Source organism: Streptomyces sp. Mut1, from assembly GCF_030719295.1.
Taxonomy (GTDB): domain Bacteria; phylum Actinomycetota; class Actinomycetes; order Streptomycetales; family Streptomycetaceae; genus Streptomyces; species Streptomyces castrisilvae.
The window spans coordinates 3,982,783-3,999,382 of sequence record NZ_CP120997.1 but is presented as its reverse complement, the minus strand read 5'-3'; the positions used below and the strand labels follow the sequence as shown (position 1 = coordinate 3,999,382).

At 74.2% G+C, this 16,600-nt stretch carries 1 protein-coding gene; it reads right to left on the bottom strand.

Annotation, left to right across the window (positions count from 1 at the left end; translation table 11 throughout):
* Window positions 1–160: 160 nt before the first annotated feature.
* Window positions 161–16,594, bottom strand: coding sequence for an SDR family NAD(P)-dependent oxidoreductase (locus P8A18_RS17120; RefSeq protein WP_445978205.1), 16,434 nt, complete (start codon window positions 16,592–16,594; stop codon window positions 161–163).
* Window positions 16,595–16,600 lie beyond the last annotated feature (6 nt).

Sequence of the window (16,600 nt, the reverse complement as noted above, 5' to 3'; positions counted from 1 at the left end):
CGGCCCGCCTCCTCTGCTCGTGCGGGTGCGTGTCGTCGGCCGGTCGCCGCGCGGCGGACCGCTCGGCCCGACTCCCGCGCCCGTGCTCGTCCGCCGGGTTCGTTTCGTCGTTCGGTCGCCATGTGCGGGCTCGTCCGGCCCGGTACGTGTCGTTCAACGGTCACGAGGAGATCCGCTCCTTCAGGTCCTTCAGCCAGCCGTCGATGACGGGGGCCGTCGTGTCGACGTGCTGCTCCACGATGGTGAAATGCGTGCCGGGCACGGTCGCCACGGTGTCGGCGCCCTCCCAGTCGGCCTGCCAGTCGCCGGCCTTCCCGACACCGGCCTCCTGGCCCGCCTCGAAGAGATCCCCGGCCCTGACGAACAGCACCGGCGCCTCGATGTCGGCCTGCGTGAACTGCGGCAGCAGTTCCACGTACCGGCCCATCGCGGAGAGTTCGGCGCTGCTGAACGAGCCGAGCGTGGCGGCCTTGTCGGGGACGGCGGACGCCATCTGATCGAAGATCGCGTCGTTCGCCGCGCCCATGTAGTACGTGTCCAGGAGGACGAGCCCGGCCGGCCGCACCCCGTGCACCTGCTCCAGGCGGGCCACGGTGGCGTGGGCGAGCAGACCGCCCGAGGAGAAGCCGAGCAGTACGAACGGCTCTCCGTCCGCCGTACGCAGCACGGCCTCGGCGAGGACGTCCACGGCCGCGTCGAACGACTCGGGCAGCCACTCGCCGCGCCCGAATCCGGGGGTCGGGATTCCGGAGACCGGCACCGACAGCCGGGCCGCGAGCCGCGCGTGCTGGTGCACGCCGCCGGCGACGGTCGGGGTGCTGAGGCAGATCAGCCGGGGCGCGGGGCCCTCACCGTCCGGCTTGGCGCGTGCCCCGTACGAGACGGCCTCGGGCAGTACGTCCAGGTCGGCGGCCGTGGTGAACGAGGGCCGCAGCGCGGCCACCGAGCGGAGCATCGCCAGGCCGGGCTTGATGTTGCCCGCCAGGATCGCGTCCAGGAACAGCCCGTACAGGCTGTCGTCCTGGGCGGTCGCCGCGTCCGGGGCGAGGGCGGCGCCGGGCCCCGCGTCGCCTCCTTCGGCGGCCAGGCGGCCGGCGAGCAGGCGGGCCAGGTCGAGCGGGTTCCTGCTGTCGAAGACGACCATGGCGGGGAGGGCGAGCCCGGAGGCCGCGTTGAGGCGGTTGCGGAGTTCGACGGCGGTCAGCGAGTCGAATCCGGCCTCCAGGAAGCCGGCTTCGGCGTCCACGGCGGTGGCGTCGGCGTGCCCGAGCACCTCGGCGGCATGGTTCAGCACCTCGTCCAGGACCACCTTGAGCCGGGCCGCCTCGTCGAGTCCGCGCACCTTCTGGGCGAGCCCGCCGGCCTCCCGGGCGACGGCCGCCGCTCCGGCCCGCCGGCGCCCGGCGGGGGCGAGGGCCCGCAGCAGCGCGGGCACCTCGTCGGTGCGGGCCCGCAGCGCGGCCAGGTCGACGCGGAGCGGCACGAGCGCCGGCGCGTCGGCGGCGACCGCCGCGTCGAAGAGCCACAGGCCCTCCTCCTCGGTGAGCGCCGGGGTCCCGGTGCGCCGCATCCGCTGGAGGTCGGCCTCGCCGAGCCACTGGCTGAGCCCGGTCTCGGTGGCCCAGAGCCCGAACGCCATGGAGGTGGCGGCGAGCCCCTGGGAGCGGCGGTGGGCGGCGAGTGCGTCGAGGAAGACGTTGGCCGCCGCGTAGTTGCCCTGGCCGGCGGCCATGACGAGGCCGCCCGCCGATGAGAACAGCGCGAACACGGTCAGGTCGAGGTGGGCGGTCAGCTCGTGCAGGTGCCAGGCGGAGTCCGCCTTGGCCCGCAGCACGTGGTCCGTCTGCTCGGGGGTGAGCGCCCCGACGAGCCCGTTGTGGGCGACGCCGGCCGCGTGGACGATGCCGCGCAGCGGGTGTTCCGGGTCGATGCCGGCGAGCAGCGCGGCCACGGCCGCCCGGTCGGAGACGTCGCACGCGGCGATCTCCACCTGGGCGCCGAGCGCGGCCAGTTCGTCGCGGAGCCCGGCCGCGTTGGGCGCCGCGAGTCCGCGCCGCCCGGCGAGCAGCAGGTGCCGTACGCCGTGCTCGGTCACCAGGTGCCGGGCGACGATCGCACCGAGACCCCCGGTGCCGCCGGTGATCAGGACGGTCCCTTCGGTGTCCCACGGGGTTTCGCCGCCGGGCGCCGAGGACCGGGCGAGCCGGGGCGCGAGCACCTTGCCCCGGCGCACGGCGAGTTCGGGTTCGTCCGTGGCGAGGGCGGCGGCGAGCGCCCGGGGTGCGGGCTCTCCCTCCTCCAGGTCCAGCAGGACGAACCGGCCGGGGTTCTCCGCCTGCGCGGCCCGTACCAGCCCCCACACGGGGGCCTGCCGTACGTCGACCGGGTCGCCGTCCGCGACGGCCGCGGCCGCCCGGGTCACCAGCACCAGCCGCGACCGGGCGAACCTCGGCTCGGCCAGCCACCGCTGCACGGCGGCCAGCGCCCCGTCCACGGCGGTACGCGTGCCTGCCGGCACCTCGTGCTCGCCGCCGGCGCCTTCCCCGTCCGCGAGGACGGGAAACAGCACCAGGTCGGGTACGGCGTCACCGAGCGCGTCGAGCCCCGCGACCACCGGCACCCCGGCGATCTCCAGTCCTGGCCCGGCGACCGCCCAGTCGCCGCGCGGCCCGCTGCCGCCGCCGGCCGGCTGCCACTCGACGGCGAGCAGCGCCTCCCGGAACCCGCCGCCGCCCAGCTGCCGCGCCGCCACCGGCCGCAGTTGCAGCGCCTCCACCGAGGCGACGGGCGCCCCGGCCGGGTCGCTCAGGTCCAGGCGTACCGCGTTGCGCACGCCCTCGACCGGCGCGAGCCGGACCCGTACGGCGGTCGCGGACGCGGCGTGCAGGGTGACACCGGTCCAGGAGAAGGGGAGCAGCGCCTGTCCCTCGTCCTCCTGTGCGCCGAGCCCGCCGAAGCCGAGCGCGTGCATGGAGGCGTCGAGGAGGGCCGGGTGCAGGCCGAAGCGTCCGGCGTCCGGGTGCGCCTGCTCGGGCAGGGCGATCTCCGCGTACAGCGCGTCGCCGTGCCGCCAGGCCGCCGTCAGCCCCTGGAACACCGGGCCGTAGCCGAACCCGCGTTCCTGGAGGCCGTCGTAGAGTCCGTCGGCGTCGAGCGCCTCGGCTCCGGCGGGCGGCCACTCGGTGAGCGCGTCGCCCGCCTCGCCGCCGGTCGGGGCGAGGACGCCGTCGGCGTGCCGGGTCCACGGCTCGTCGGGGTTGCTCTCGGGCCGCGAGTACACGCGTACCGTGCGCCGGGCCCGCGCGTCGGGTTCGCCGACGACGACCTGGAGCGAGACCCCGCCGCGTTCCGGAAGCACCAGCGGCGCGTACAGCGTCAGCTCCTCCAGCAGCCCGCTGCCGACGTGGTCGGCGGCCTGGAGGGCGAGCTCCACGAAGCCGGTGCCGGGGAGCAGGACGGAGCCGTGCACGGCGTGGTCGGCCACCCAGGGCTGGGCGTCCAGGGAGACCCGCGCGGTGAAGGTCACGGCCTCGGAGTCGGGGGACGCCACGACGGCCGCGAGCAGCGGGTGGTCGAAGGCGTCCTGACCGACGGCGACGGCATCGGTGGCCGGCTTGGCCGCGTCCACCCAGTAGCGGGTGCGCTGGAAGGGGTACGTGGGCAGCTCGGTCCTGCGGGCGCCGGTACCGGCGTAGAACGCCTCCCAGTCGACCCGGACACCGTCCGCGTACAGCCGGCCGAGCGCCGTGACCAGGGCCTCGGGCTCGGGGCGGTTGCGGCGCACGGACGGTACGAGGACCGCCTCGCCGCCGTCGCCCTCGCCCTGGTCGAGGACCTGCTGGGCGAGTCCGGTCAGGACGCCGTCCGGCCCGATCTCCAGGAACCGGGTCACGCCCTGGCGCTCCAGCGCCTCCACGGCGTCCACGAACCGCACGGCCTCGCGGACCTGGCCGGCCCAGTACTCCGGGGACTGCCAGTCGGTGGCCGGCTCCCCGGTGACGGTGGAGACGGCCGCGATGCGCGGTTCGGAGTAGGACAGCCCGGCCGCGATCGTCCGGAACGCGTCGAGCATCGGTTCCATGAGGGTGGAGTGGAAGGCGTGCGAGACGGGAAGGCGGGTGGTCTTGCGGCCGATGGCCGCGAAGTGCTCGCCCACGGCGAGGGTTTCGGATTCCACTCCTGAGACGACGACGGACTGCGGGCCGTTGACGGCCGCGAGGGATACGCCGTGGGTGAGGAGGGGGAGGACTTCGTCCTCGGTGGCCTGTACGGCGACCATCGCGCCCCCGGCCGGCAGCTCCTGCATCAGGCGGCCCCGGGCAACGACCAGGCGGGCCGCGTCCGCGAGGGACAGCACCCCCGCCACATGCGCGGCGGCCAGCTCACCGATCGAGTGACCGACCACGACATCCGGGGTGACCCCCCACGCCTCGACCAGCCGGAACAGCGCCACCTCGAACGCGAACAGCGCGGGCTGGGTGAAGGACGTCTGGTTCAGCGCGTCCGCGTCCTCCCCCCAGACGACGTCGCGCAGCGCCGTACCGAGGTGCGCGTCCACCTCACCGCACACCGCGTCAAACGCCTCAGCGAAGGCCGGGTACGCCTCGTACAGCTCCCGGCCCATGCCGAGGCGCTGGGCTCCCTGGCCGGTGAAGAGGAACGCCGACTTTCCGCTCCGGCGTGCCTGTCCGCTCGCCACGGCGGGGGCGTTGCGTCCCTGGGCCAGGGCGGTGAGGCCGCGCAGCAGTTCCTCGGTGTCCGCGCCCACGACGACCGCCCGGTGGGCGAACGCGGTGCGGGTGGCGGCCAGCGAGAGGCCGAGGTCGGCCGGTGCGGGCGCGGAAGCGTCCATGACCCGGTCCATCAGCCGCTCGGCCTGCGCGGCCAGGGCCTGCGGGCTCTTGCCGGACAGCACCAGGGGTACGACGGGCAGTGCGCGGCCGTCGGCCGATTCGCCGGCCGTTTCCGGCGCTTCCTCCACGATGACGTGCGCGTTCGTGCCGCTGATGCCGAACGAGGAGACCCCGGCCCGGCGCGGGCGGCCCAGCGGCTGCCATTCACGGGCCTCCGTGAGCAGGGCGACGTTCCCGGCGTCCCAGTCGACCTGGTCCGACGGCGCGTCCACGTGCAGGGTCTTCGGCAGGACGCCGTGGCGCATCGCCAGGACCATCTTCATGACCCCGGCGATGCCCGAGGCCGCCTGGGTGTGGCCCATGTTGGACTTGATGGAGCCGAGCCACAGGGGCAGCTCCTCGGGGTGCTCCCGGCCGTAGGTGGCGAGGAGTGCCTGCGCCTCGATCGGGTCGCCGAGTGTGGTGCCGGTGCCGTGCGCCTCGACCGCGTCGACCTCCGCCGCCGACAGGCCCGCGTTGGCCAGGGCCTGGCGGATCACGCGCTGCTGCGAAGGGCCGTTGGGGGCGGTCATCCCGTTGCTGGCGCCGTCCTGGTTGAGGGCGGAGCCGCGGAGGACGGCGACGACGGGGTGGCCGTTGCGGCGGGCCTCGGACAGCCGCTCCAGGAGCAGGACGCCCGCGCCCTCGCCCCAGGCGACGCCGTCGGCCGACGCGGCGAAGGACTTGGACCGGCCGTCGGGGGCGAGCCCGCGCTGCCGGCTGAACTCGATGAACATGCCCGGGGTGCCCATGACGGCGACCCCGCCCGCCAGCGCCAGCGAGCATTCGCCGGAGCGCACGGCCTGGGCGGCCATGTGGAGTGCGACCAGCGAGGACGAGCACGCCGTGTCGACGGTGACGGCCGGACCCTCCAGGCCCAGGGTGTAGGCGGTGCGGCCGGAGACGAGGCTGCCGCCGCTGCTGGCCGCGGCCTCCACACCGAGCGCGTAGTCGTGGTACATCACTCCGGCGAAGACCCCGGTCGACGAGCCCTTGAGCGTCGTCGGGTCGATCCCGGCGCGCTCGATGGCCTCCCAGGAGACCTCAAGGAGGAGCCGCTGCTGCGGGTCGGTCATCAGCGCCTCGTTGGGGCTGATCCCGAAGAAGACCGGGTCGAAGTCGGGTGCGTCGTACAGGAAGCCGCCTTCGCGGGCGTACGTGCGGCCGGGCGTGCCGGGCTCGGGGTCGTACACCTCCGCGTCCCAGCCCCGGTCCGCCGGGAAGTCGCCGATGGCGTCCACCCCGTCCGCGACCAGGCGCCACAGTTCCTCCGGCGTCGTCACGCCGCCCGGGTAGCGGCAGCCCATCCCGACGATGACCACGGGGTCGTCGTCCGCGTCCGCGCCGCCGCTCGCGGGCAGAGCGCGGGTGGCCACGGGCAGGGCGCGGTCCGAGCCGGCCACCTCGTCGCCCATGTAGGCGGCGACGGCGTGCGCGGTCGGGTAGTCGAAGATCAGCGTGGCGGGCAGCCGGAGGCCGGTCACCGCACCGAGCCGGTTGCGCAGTTCGACGGCCGCGAGCGAGTCGAAGCCCAGTTCGCTGAAGGCCCGCTCCGGCTCGATCGCGTCGGCGGACGCGTGCCCGAGCACGCCGGCCACGTGGGTCCGTACGAGTTCGAGGAGGGCTGCGGCCCGTGCGGTCGCGTCGAGTCCGGCCAGGCGGGCGAGGAGCCCGTCACCCCCGTCCGTGGATTGCGCGGTCCTGCGTACGGGTACGCGGACCAGGCCCCGCAGGAGGGAGGGGAGTTCGGTGGCGCGGGTGCGCAGGACGCTGGTGTCGATCCGGAGCGGGACGGTGGCCGCCAGGCCCGACGCGAGCGCCGCGTCGAACAGGGCCAGGCCCTCCGTTTCGCTGAGCGCGGGCAGCCCCTGGGCCGCCATGCGCTCCTCGGCCAGGCCGAGCATGTCGACGCTGGTCATCCCGGTGTCGACGCCCCAGAGGCCGAAGGCCATCGAGGAGGCGGGCAGACCCTCGGCATGACGTTTGGCGGCGAGCGCGTCGAGGAAGACGTTGGCCGCCGCGTAGTTGCCCTGCCCGGCCGCCAGAACCAGACCACCCGCGGACGAGAACATCACGAACGCCGAGAGATCCAAGTCGCGGGTCAGCTCGTGCAGGTGCCAGGCCGCGTCCACCTTCGGCCGCAGAACCGCGTCCACCCGCTCGGGCGTCAGCGCACCGACCACGCCGTTGTCCACGACTCCGGCGACGTGAACGACACCGGAGAGGGGGCGCGCCGGGTCCACGGACTCGATCACCGCGCGCACGGCTTCCCGATCCGCCACATCACACGCGGCGACCCCGACCGAAGCACCCAGCCCGGACAGCTCAGCCACCAGATCGGAGACACCCGGCGTCTCGGCACCGCGACGTCCCACCAGCAGCAGACTGCGCACACCGTGCTCGGTCACCAGATGCCGGGCCACGCGGGCACCCAGACCACCGGTACCTCCGGTGATCAGTACGGTCCCCCCGGCGTTCCACACCGGGGTCGCCGTCTCGTCGCCCGAGGCGGCGGCCAGGATCAGGCGCGGTACCCGCACCTCGCCCTCGCGAACCGCCAACTCGGGCTCGCCCAGCGCCACCAGGCGGTCGAGCGGCACCGAGCCGTCCGTGTCGACCAGCACGAACCGGCCCGGGTTCTCCGCCTGCGCCGCCCGGACCAGACCCCACACCGGGGCCTGCCGCACGTCGACCGACTCGCCGTCCGCCACGGCCACCGCGCCACGCGTGACGACCGCCAGCACCATGCCCTCGGGCCGGTCCGCCGACAGCCACTCCTGTACGGCACCCAGCACTCGGGCCACCAGGCCGTGCACGGCACCCGGCACGTCGCCCGCTTCCCCGTCCTCCGCCGCGCACTCGAAGACGGTGTGGTCCGCGGCTGCGGCGTTGGTGAGGGGCAGCGGGTTCCAGGCGATACGGAAGAGCGAGTCGTTGCCGCTCGTGGCGAGCTGCTCGGTGGAGACGGGCCGGCCGACGACCGCGCCCACGGTGGCCACGGGGGCCCCGGTGGCGTCCGCGACCTGCAAGGACAGGGACTCGGGGGTGGGCTGCGTGATCCGTACCCGTACGGCGGACGCACCCGCCGCGTGCAGGGCCACCTCGCGCCAGACGAAGGGCAGGACGGTCTCGTCGCCGCCGGTTCCGTTGACCAGGGCCGCGTGCATGGCGGCGTCCAGGAGCGCGGGGTGGAGTCCGAAGTTCTCGGCCTCCGCATGCGCCTGCTCCGGCAGGGCGACCTCCGCGTACAGCACGTCGTCCACGCGCCAGGCGGCCTTGAGGCCCTGGAACGTCGGCCCGTACCCGAATCCGCGCTCGCGCAACCCCTCGTAGGCACCGTCCAGGGACAGTTCCTCCGCCCCGGCGGGCGGCCAGGCCGAGAGGTCGAACGCGGCGGGCTCCGTACCGGGGGCGAGTACGCCGTCGGCGTGCAGGGTCCACGGCAGGTCCGGGCGGTCCTCGGCGCGCGAGTAGACGCTCACCGAGCGCCGGGCGGAGGCGTCGGCGGCACCGACGACCATCTGCACGGTCACGGCCCCGCGCCCGGGGAGGATGAGCGGCGCCTGAAGGGCCAGCTCCTCCAGCACCGCGCAGCCGACCTGGTCACCGGCCCGGATCGCCAGCTCGACGAAGCCGGTGCCCGGCAGCAGAACGCTCCCGAGGACGTCATGGTCCACGATCCAGCCGTGCGTCCCGGCGGACAGCCGACCCGTGAACGTCACCACATCGGTGTCCGGGGACGGGACCACCGCGCCGAGCAGCGGATGCCCGGCGTCGGCCAGGCCGGCCGTCGCCATGCTGCTCCCCCCGCCGCCGATCCAGGAGTTGGCGAGGTACTCGTCCATGCCGACCCAGTAGCGGGTGCGCTGGAAGGCGTACGTGGGCAGCTCGACCCTGCGGGCGCCCGAACCGGCGTAGAACGCCTCCCAGTCGACCCGGACCCCGCCCACGTACAACCGACCCAGGCCCGCGAGCAGGGACTCCGCCTCGTCGCGCTTCTTGCGCACCAGCGGTGTGAAGGCGCTCGTGTCGTCGGTGGCGGAACCGGCGCCGAGTGCGGTGAGGACGGCGTCCGGACCGATCTCGATGAACGTACGGGCCCCGAGAGCTTCGGCGGCGGCTACGGCGTCGGCAAAGCGGACGGCTTCCCTGACCTGGCCCACCCAGTACTCCGGGGACTGCCAGTCGGTGGACTGCTCTCCCGTCACGGTGGAGACGACCTGGATGCGCGGCGCGGAGTAGGACAGCCCGGCCGCGATCGTCCGGAACGCGTCCAGCATCGGTTCCATGAGGGTGGAGTGGAAGGCGTGCGAGACGGGAAGGCGGGTGGTCTTGCGGCCGATGGCCGCGAAGTGCTCGCCCACGGCGAGGGCTTCGGATTCCACCCCTGAGACGACGACGGACTGCGGGCCGTTGACGGCCGCGATGCCTACCCCGTCGGTGAGGAGGGAGAGGACTTCGTCCTCGGTGGCCTGTACGGCGACCATCGCGCCACCGGCCGGCAGCTCCTGCATCAGGCGGCCCCGGGCAACGACCAGGCGGGCCGCGTCCGCGAGGGACAGCACCCCCGCCGCGTGCGCGGCGGCCAGCTCACCGATCGAGTGACCGACCACGACATCCGGGGTGACGCCCCACGCCTCGACCAGCCGGAACAGAGCGACCTCGAAGGCGAACAGCGCGGGCTGGGTGAACGCGGTGTTGTTCAGTTCCGCCGCGTCTTCCCCCCACACCACCTCACGCAACGACGAACCGAGGTGCGCGTCCACCTCGCCGCACACCGCGTCGAACGCCTCAGCGAACACGGGGAACGCCTCATACAGCTCCCGGCCCATCCCGAGGCGCTGCGCACCCTGCCCCGTGAACAGGAACGCCGTCCTGCCGGTCGAGCGCGTGGCGCCCGTGACCAGTCCCGGGTGTTCCTCTCCCGCAGCCAGCGCGGCGAGCGCGGCCGTGCGGTCGCCGAGGACGACGGCCCGGTGCTCGAAGGCGGGCTTCGACGTCACCAGGGAGTGGCCTATGTCCTGGGGGCGGTGGTCGTCCGCCACGGTCAGCAGCTGTTCGGCCTGTCCGGCCAGTGCCTCCGGGCTCTTGGCGGACACCACCCAGGGGGCGGTGGGGAGTTCGGCCCCGGACTCCGTCTCCACGGCCTCGGGGGCCTCTTCCACGATCACATGGGCGTTCGTGCCGCTGATACCGAAGGAGGAGATGCCCGCGCGCCTCGGCCGGCCGGCCGTCTGCCAGTCACGGGCCTCGGTGAGCAGTTCCACCTCGCCCGCCGACCAGTCGATCTGGTCCGAGCGCTCCTCCGCGTGCAGGGTCGGCGGCAGCACCCCGTGGCGCATCGCCATCACCATCTTGATGATGCCCGCGACACCGGCAGCCGCCTGCGTGTGGCCCATGTTGGACTTGATGGACCCCAGCCACAGGGGGTCGCCCCCCTCGCGCCCCTGGCCGTACGTGGCGAGGAGTGCCTGCGCCTCGATCGGGTCGCCGAGGGTGGTGCCGGTGCCGTGCGCCTCGACCGCGTCGACCTCCGCCGCCGACAGGCCCGCGTTGGCCAGGGCCTGACGGATCACGCGCTGCTGCGAAGGGCCGTTGGGGGCGGTGAGGCCGTTGCTGGCGCCGTCCTGGTTGAGGGCCGAGCCACGCACCACCGCGAGGACCGGGTGGCCGTTGCGACGGGCGTCGGACAGCCGCTCCAGGAGGAGCATGCCGGCGCCCTCGCCCCAGCCCGTGCCGTTGGCGCCGATACCGAAGGACTTGCAGCGGCCGTCCGGGGCGAGGCCCCGCTGCCGGCTGAACTCCACGAAGACCTCGGGCGTCGCCATGACCGCGACGCCGCCCGCCAGGGCCAGGGAGCATTCGCCGGAGCGCAGTGCCTGGGCCGCCATGTGCAGGGAGACCAGCGAGGACGAGCACGCCGTGTCGACCGTGACGGCAGGGCCCTCCAGGCCGAAGACGTACGACACCCGGCCGGAGGCGATGGCGCCCGTGCTGTTGTTCGCCGCGTAGTCGTGGTACATCATCCCGGCGTAGCAGCCGGTCATGCTGCCGCGCAGGGTCTCCGGGTCGATCCCGGCCCGCTCGAACGCCTCCCAGGCCGTCTCCAGGAGCAGGAACTGCTGCGGGTCCATCGTGGCGGCCTCGTTGGGGCTGATCCCGAAGAACGCCGGGTCGAACTCGCCCGCCTCGTGCAGGAACCCGCCCTCGTTGGCGTAGCTGGTGTGCGGGCGCTCGTTGGCCGGGTCGTACACCCGGTCCAGGTCCCAGCCACGGTTGGCCGGGAAGTCCGAGACCGCGTCCACTCCGTCCGCGACGAGCCGCCACAGCTGCTCGGGGCTGCGTACCCCGCCCGGGTAGCGGCATGCCATGGAGACGATGACGATCGGGTCGTCGTCTTCCCCGGACCCGCCGACCGCACGCCCTGCGGGGCTCACCTCGGTGATGGAGCCGTCGAGTTCGCCCAGCAGGTGGCGGGCCAGGGCGCGCGGGCTCGGGTAGTCGAAGGCCAGGGTCGCGGGCAGCCGGACCTCGGCGGCGGCGCTGACCGCGTTGCGGAACTCCACGGCCGTCAGCGAGTCGAAGCCCAGCTCGCTGAAGGCGCGGGTCTCGTCCACGGCGTCCGCGTCCGGGTAGCCGAGCGCCGTCGCGACCTGGGTGCGGACCAGGTCGAGCAGGACGCGTTCCTGCTCCTCCCGGTCGAGCCCGGCCAGCCGGCCGCGCAGCGCCCCGGCCGCCTCGGGCGCGGAGACGGCGGCGCGCCGGGGCCGTACACGCACCAGCTTGCGGAAGAGGGGCGGCAGCGCGTCGCCCGCCTCCGCGAGGATGCGCACGTCCAGCCGGATCGGCAGGACGACGGGCGCCTCGACGCTCAGAGCCCGGTCGAAGAGCTCCACACCGTACGCGGAGGTGAGGGCGCCGATGCCGGTGCGGCTCATGCGCTGGAGGTCGGCGTCGGTCAGGGTGCCGGACATTCCGCTCGCCCACAGGCCCCAGGCGAGGGAGCGGGCGGGCAGGCCGTGGGCGGTGCGGTGGGTGGCGAGCGCGTCGAGCAGGGCGTTCGCCGCGCCGTAGTTGGCCTGGCCCGGAACGCCCAGCACGCCTGTGGCGGAGGAGAACAGGACGAAGGCCGACAGGTTCAGGTCCCGGGTCAGCTCGTGCAGGTGCAGCGCGGCGTCGGCCTTGGCCCGCAGGACGGTGTCCAGGCTCTCCGGGGTCAGCGAGCCGATGAGCGTGTCGTCCAGGACTCCGGCGAGGTGGACGACACCGGTCAACGGCACTCCGGCGACGACGGCGGCCAGGGCGTCCCGGTCCGCGACATCGCAGGCCGCGACCGTGACCTCCGCACCCAGCTCACGCAGCTCGGCGCACAGCTCCGCCGCGCCGGGGGCGTCCGCACCGCGCCGGGAGACCAGCAGCAGGCTCCGTACGCCGTGGGCGTGCGCGAGCTGCCGGGCCACCAGGCTGCCGAGCGCTCCGGTCGCGCCCGTGACCAGGACCGTGCCGTCACCGAAGTCGGGGCGGACGCGCGTCTCGGGGTCGTCGGTGAGGCGGACGAGACGGGCGCCGTACACGGCCGTGCCGCGTACGAGGGTCTGGGACTCGCCCGCGGCCAGCGCGGCGGCGGCCTGTGCGTCGTCGGCGAGATCGTCCAGGTCGGTGAGGAACAGCCGCCCGGGGTGCTCGGCCTGCGCGGAGCGCACCAGGCCCCAGACGGCGGCCCCGGCCAGGTCGGTGACGTCCTCGCGGGGTTCGCCGGTACGGGCGGACGCGCCGCTGGTGGCGACGAGCAGGCGGGAGGTCGCGTACCGGTCGTCGGTGAGCCAGTGCTGAAGTGCGGCAAGGATCTCGGTGGTGGCGGCGCGGACGGCTGCCGGGTCCGTGCCGGTGTGCCGGGACCTCAGGACGACGCTCTCGGGTACGGGCCCGTCGGCGCGCAGCTCGGACCAGTCGACAGGGTCCGACTCCGCCCCGCCCGCCGGGATTTCGGCCCACTCCAGGCCGAACAGGGACTCGTGGGCGACCGTGCGGGCGGCGGCCAGCTGCTCGGCGGACACCTCGCGCAGGACGAGAGCGTCGACGGACAGCACGGGGCGGCCCGTCTCGTCGGCGACGGACAGCGCGACGGCACCGGCGCCGTCCGGGGCGATCCGGACCCGCAGCCGCCCGGCGCCGGAGGCGTGCAGCCGTACCCCGGTCCACACGAACGGCAGGACCGGGCCGGTGGCCTCGGCGAAGAGGTCGGTGAACACCGAGCCGTGCAGCGACGCGTCCAGCAGCGCCGGGTGCAGCCCGAACGCGGCGGCCTCGGCGCGCGCCCGCTCGGGCAGCGCGACCTCGGCGTAGATCTCCGTCCCGGACCGCCACGCGGCCGTCAGCCCCCGGAAGGCGGGCCCGTACGCGAGACCGGCCTCCGCCAGGGACGCGTACACCCCGTCCGTGTCGACGGGAGCGGCGCCGGCCGGCGGCCAGGCGGCGAGGTCGAAGGGGGCCGGGTCGGCGGTGGTGGCCGCCAGAACCCCGGCCGCGTGGAGCGTCCACGGCTGGTCGGGCTGGTCGTCGCGGCGGGAGTGGACGCTGACCGGGCGCCGCCCGGAGGCGTCCGCCGCGCCCACCTCGACCTGAAGGGCGACGGCACCGCGCGCCGGCAGCACCAACGGCGCCTGGAGCATCAGCTCTTCGAGCGATTCGCAGCCGACCTGGTCCCCGGCCCGTACGGCGAGTTCGACAAAGCCCGTACCGGGGAAGACCACGGACTCCCCGACGACGTGGTCCGCGAGCCACGGCTGCGCCGACACGGAGACCCTGCCGGTCAGGACGACACCACCGGAATCGGCCAGTGAGACGACCGCGCCGAGCAGCGGGTGCCCGGCAGCGGCGAGACCGGCGGCGGAGACGTCCCCCGTCGACCCGGTGCCCTCGACCCAGTAGCGGGTGCGCTGGAAGGCGTACGTGGGCAGCTCGACCTTCCGCGCCCCGCTGCCGGCGAAGAACGCCTCCCAGTCGGGGGTGACGCCTGCGGTGTACAGCCGCCCCAGGCCGGCGACCAGTGCCTCGGACTCGGCCCGGTCCTTGCGTACGAGGGGGATGAAGGTGGTCGTGTCGTCGGTGGCGGAACCGGCGCCGAGTGCGGTGAGGACGGCGTCCGGACCGATCTCGATGAACGTACGCGCCCCGAGGGTTTCGGCGGCCGTTACCGCGTCCGCGAACCGGACGGGCTCGCGGACCTGGCCCACCCAGTACTCCGGGGTCTGCCAGGCGGAGGACGAAGCACCCGTCACAGTGGAGACAACCGGAACGCGCGGCTCGGCATACGACAGTCCGGCCGCGATCGTCCGGAACTCGTCCAGCATCGGCTCCATGAGCGCCGAGTGGAACGCGTGCGAAACGGGAAGACGGCTCGTCTTACGGCCCAGGGCGGCGAAGTGCTCGCCCACGGCGAGGGCTTCGGATTCCACTCCTGAGACGACGACAGCCTGCGGACCGTTGACGGCCGCCAGGGATACCCCGTCCGTGAGACGTGTAAGTACCTCGTCCTCGGTCGCTTGAACAGCGACCATCGCACCGCCGGCGGGAAGCGCCTGCATCAACCGACCACGCGCCACCACCAACCGGGCAGCGTCCGCAAGCGACAACACACCCGCCACATGCGCGGCGGCCAACTCACCGATCGAGTGCCCGACCACCACATCAGGCGCGATCCCCCACGCCTCCACCAGCCGGAACAACGCCACCTCGAACGCGAACAGCGCGGGCTGGGTGAAGGACGTCTGGTTCAACGCATCCGCGTCTTCCCCCCACATCACCTCACGCAACGACGATTCAAGCTGCGCGTCTACCTCACCGCACACCGCGTCAAACGCCCCCGCGAACACCGGAAACGCCTCATACAAACCACGGCCCATCCCCAGCCGCTGCGCACCCTGACCCGTGAACAGGAACGCCGACTTGCCCTTCGTCGCGATGCCCTGGAGCACCGCCGGGTGGGTCTCGCCCGCCGCCAGAGCCGCGAGGGCGGTCAGGGCCTCGTCGCGGGTCCCCGCGAGGACGACCGCGCGGTGTTCGAGGGCGGCGCGGGAGGTCGCCAGGGAGTACGTGAGGTCGGCCGCGCTCGGCTCGGGCGCCGCCGCGATGTGGGCGTGGACGCGGTCGGCCTGCGCGGCAAGGGCTGCTGTGTCGCGGGCGGAGAGCGGCCAGGGCAGGAGGGTGGGCAGGAGGGTGGGCAGGGGCGCGGCGGCGGTCGCGGTCCCGGGCGCCTCGTCCGCCTCCGAGCCCTCGGGCGTCCCCGCGGTCTCCGCCGGGGCCTCCTCCAGGATCACGTGGGCGTTGGTTCCGCTCACGCCGAAGGCCGAGACGCCGGCGCGGCGCGGGCGGTCCTCGGCGCGTTCCCAGGTGCGGGTCTCGGTCAGCAGCCGGACCCGGCCGGCGGACCAGTCGACGTGGCTGGACGGCTCGTCCACGTGGAGGGTCTTGGGCAGCATGCCGTGGCGGAGCGCCTCGACCATCTTGATGATGCTGCCGACCCCCGCGGCGGCCTGGGCGTGGCCCATGTTGGACTTGATGGAGCCCAGCCACAGCGGCCGGTCCTCCTCGCGTCCCTGGCCGTAGGTGGCGAGCAGGGCCTGCGCCTCGATCGGGTCGCCCAGGGTCGTGCCGGTGCCGTGGCCCTCGACCACGTCGACGTGGGTGGCGGAGAGCTGGGCGTTGGCCAGGGCCTGGCGGATGACGCGCTGCTGGGCGCGGCCGTTGGGGGCGGTGAGGCCGTTGCTGGCACCGTCCTGGTTGACCGCGCTGCCGCGTACGACGGCGAGGACGGGGTGGCCGTTGCGGCGGGCGTCCGCGAGGCGTTCGAGGACGAGCATGCCGGCGCCCTCGGACCAGCCGGTGCCGTCGGCCGCCTCGGCGAACGCCTTGCAGCGGCCGTCGGGGGCGAGGCCGCGCTGCCGGCTGAACGCGATGAACGGGGACGGGGTGGACATCACCATGACGCCGCCCGCCAGAGCCAGCGAGCATTCGCGTTGCCGCAGTGCCTGGGCGGCCAGGTGGAGGGAGACGAGCGAGGAGGAGCACGCGGTGTCGATGGTGACGGCGGGGCCTTCGAGGCCGAGGGTGTAGGAGATGCGGCCGGAGATCACGGCGGCGGCGTTGCCGGTCGTCATGTACGCCTCGGCGACCTCCCCGGCCGCCCCGACGATGTACTCGTAGTCCTGGATGCCGGAGCCGGCGAACACGCCGACCGGCTTGCCGCGCAGCGACGCCGGGTCGACCCCGGCGCGCTCGATCGCCTCCCAGGACACCTCCAGGAGGAGCCGCTGCTGCGGGTCCATCGTCAGGGCCTCGTTGGGGCTGATCCCGAAGAAGCCGGCGTCGAAGTCGGCGACGTCCCGGACGAAGCCGCCCTCGTTGACGTAACTGCTGCCGGACGCGGTGTCGGCCTCGTCGCCGCGCAGGCCGTCCAGGTCCCAGCCACGGTCGGTGGGGAAGGTCGAGACGGCGTCCCGGCCCTCGGCGACGAGCCGCCACAGGTCCTCGGGGGTGGTGACGCCCCCCGGGTAGCGGCAGCTCATCGCCACGACGGCGATGGGCTCGTGGTCCTGGTTCTCGGCTTCCTGGAGCCTGCGCCGCGTCTGGTGCAGATCCGCCGTGACCCGCTTGAGGTAGTCGAGAAGCCGTGCGTCGTCATTGGACATGTTGGGTCCCACCGAGTC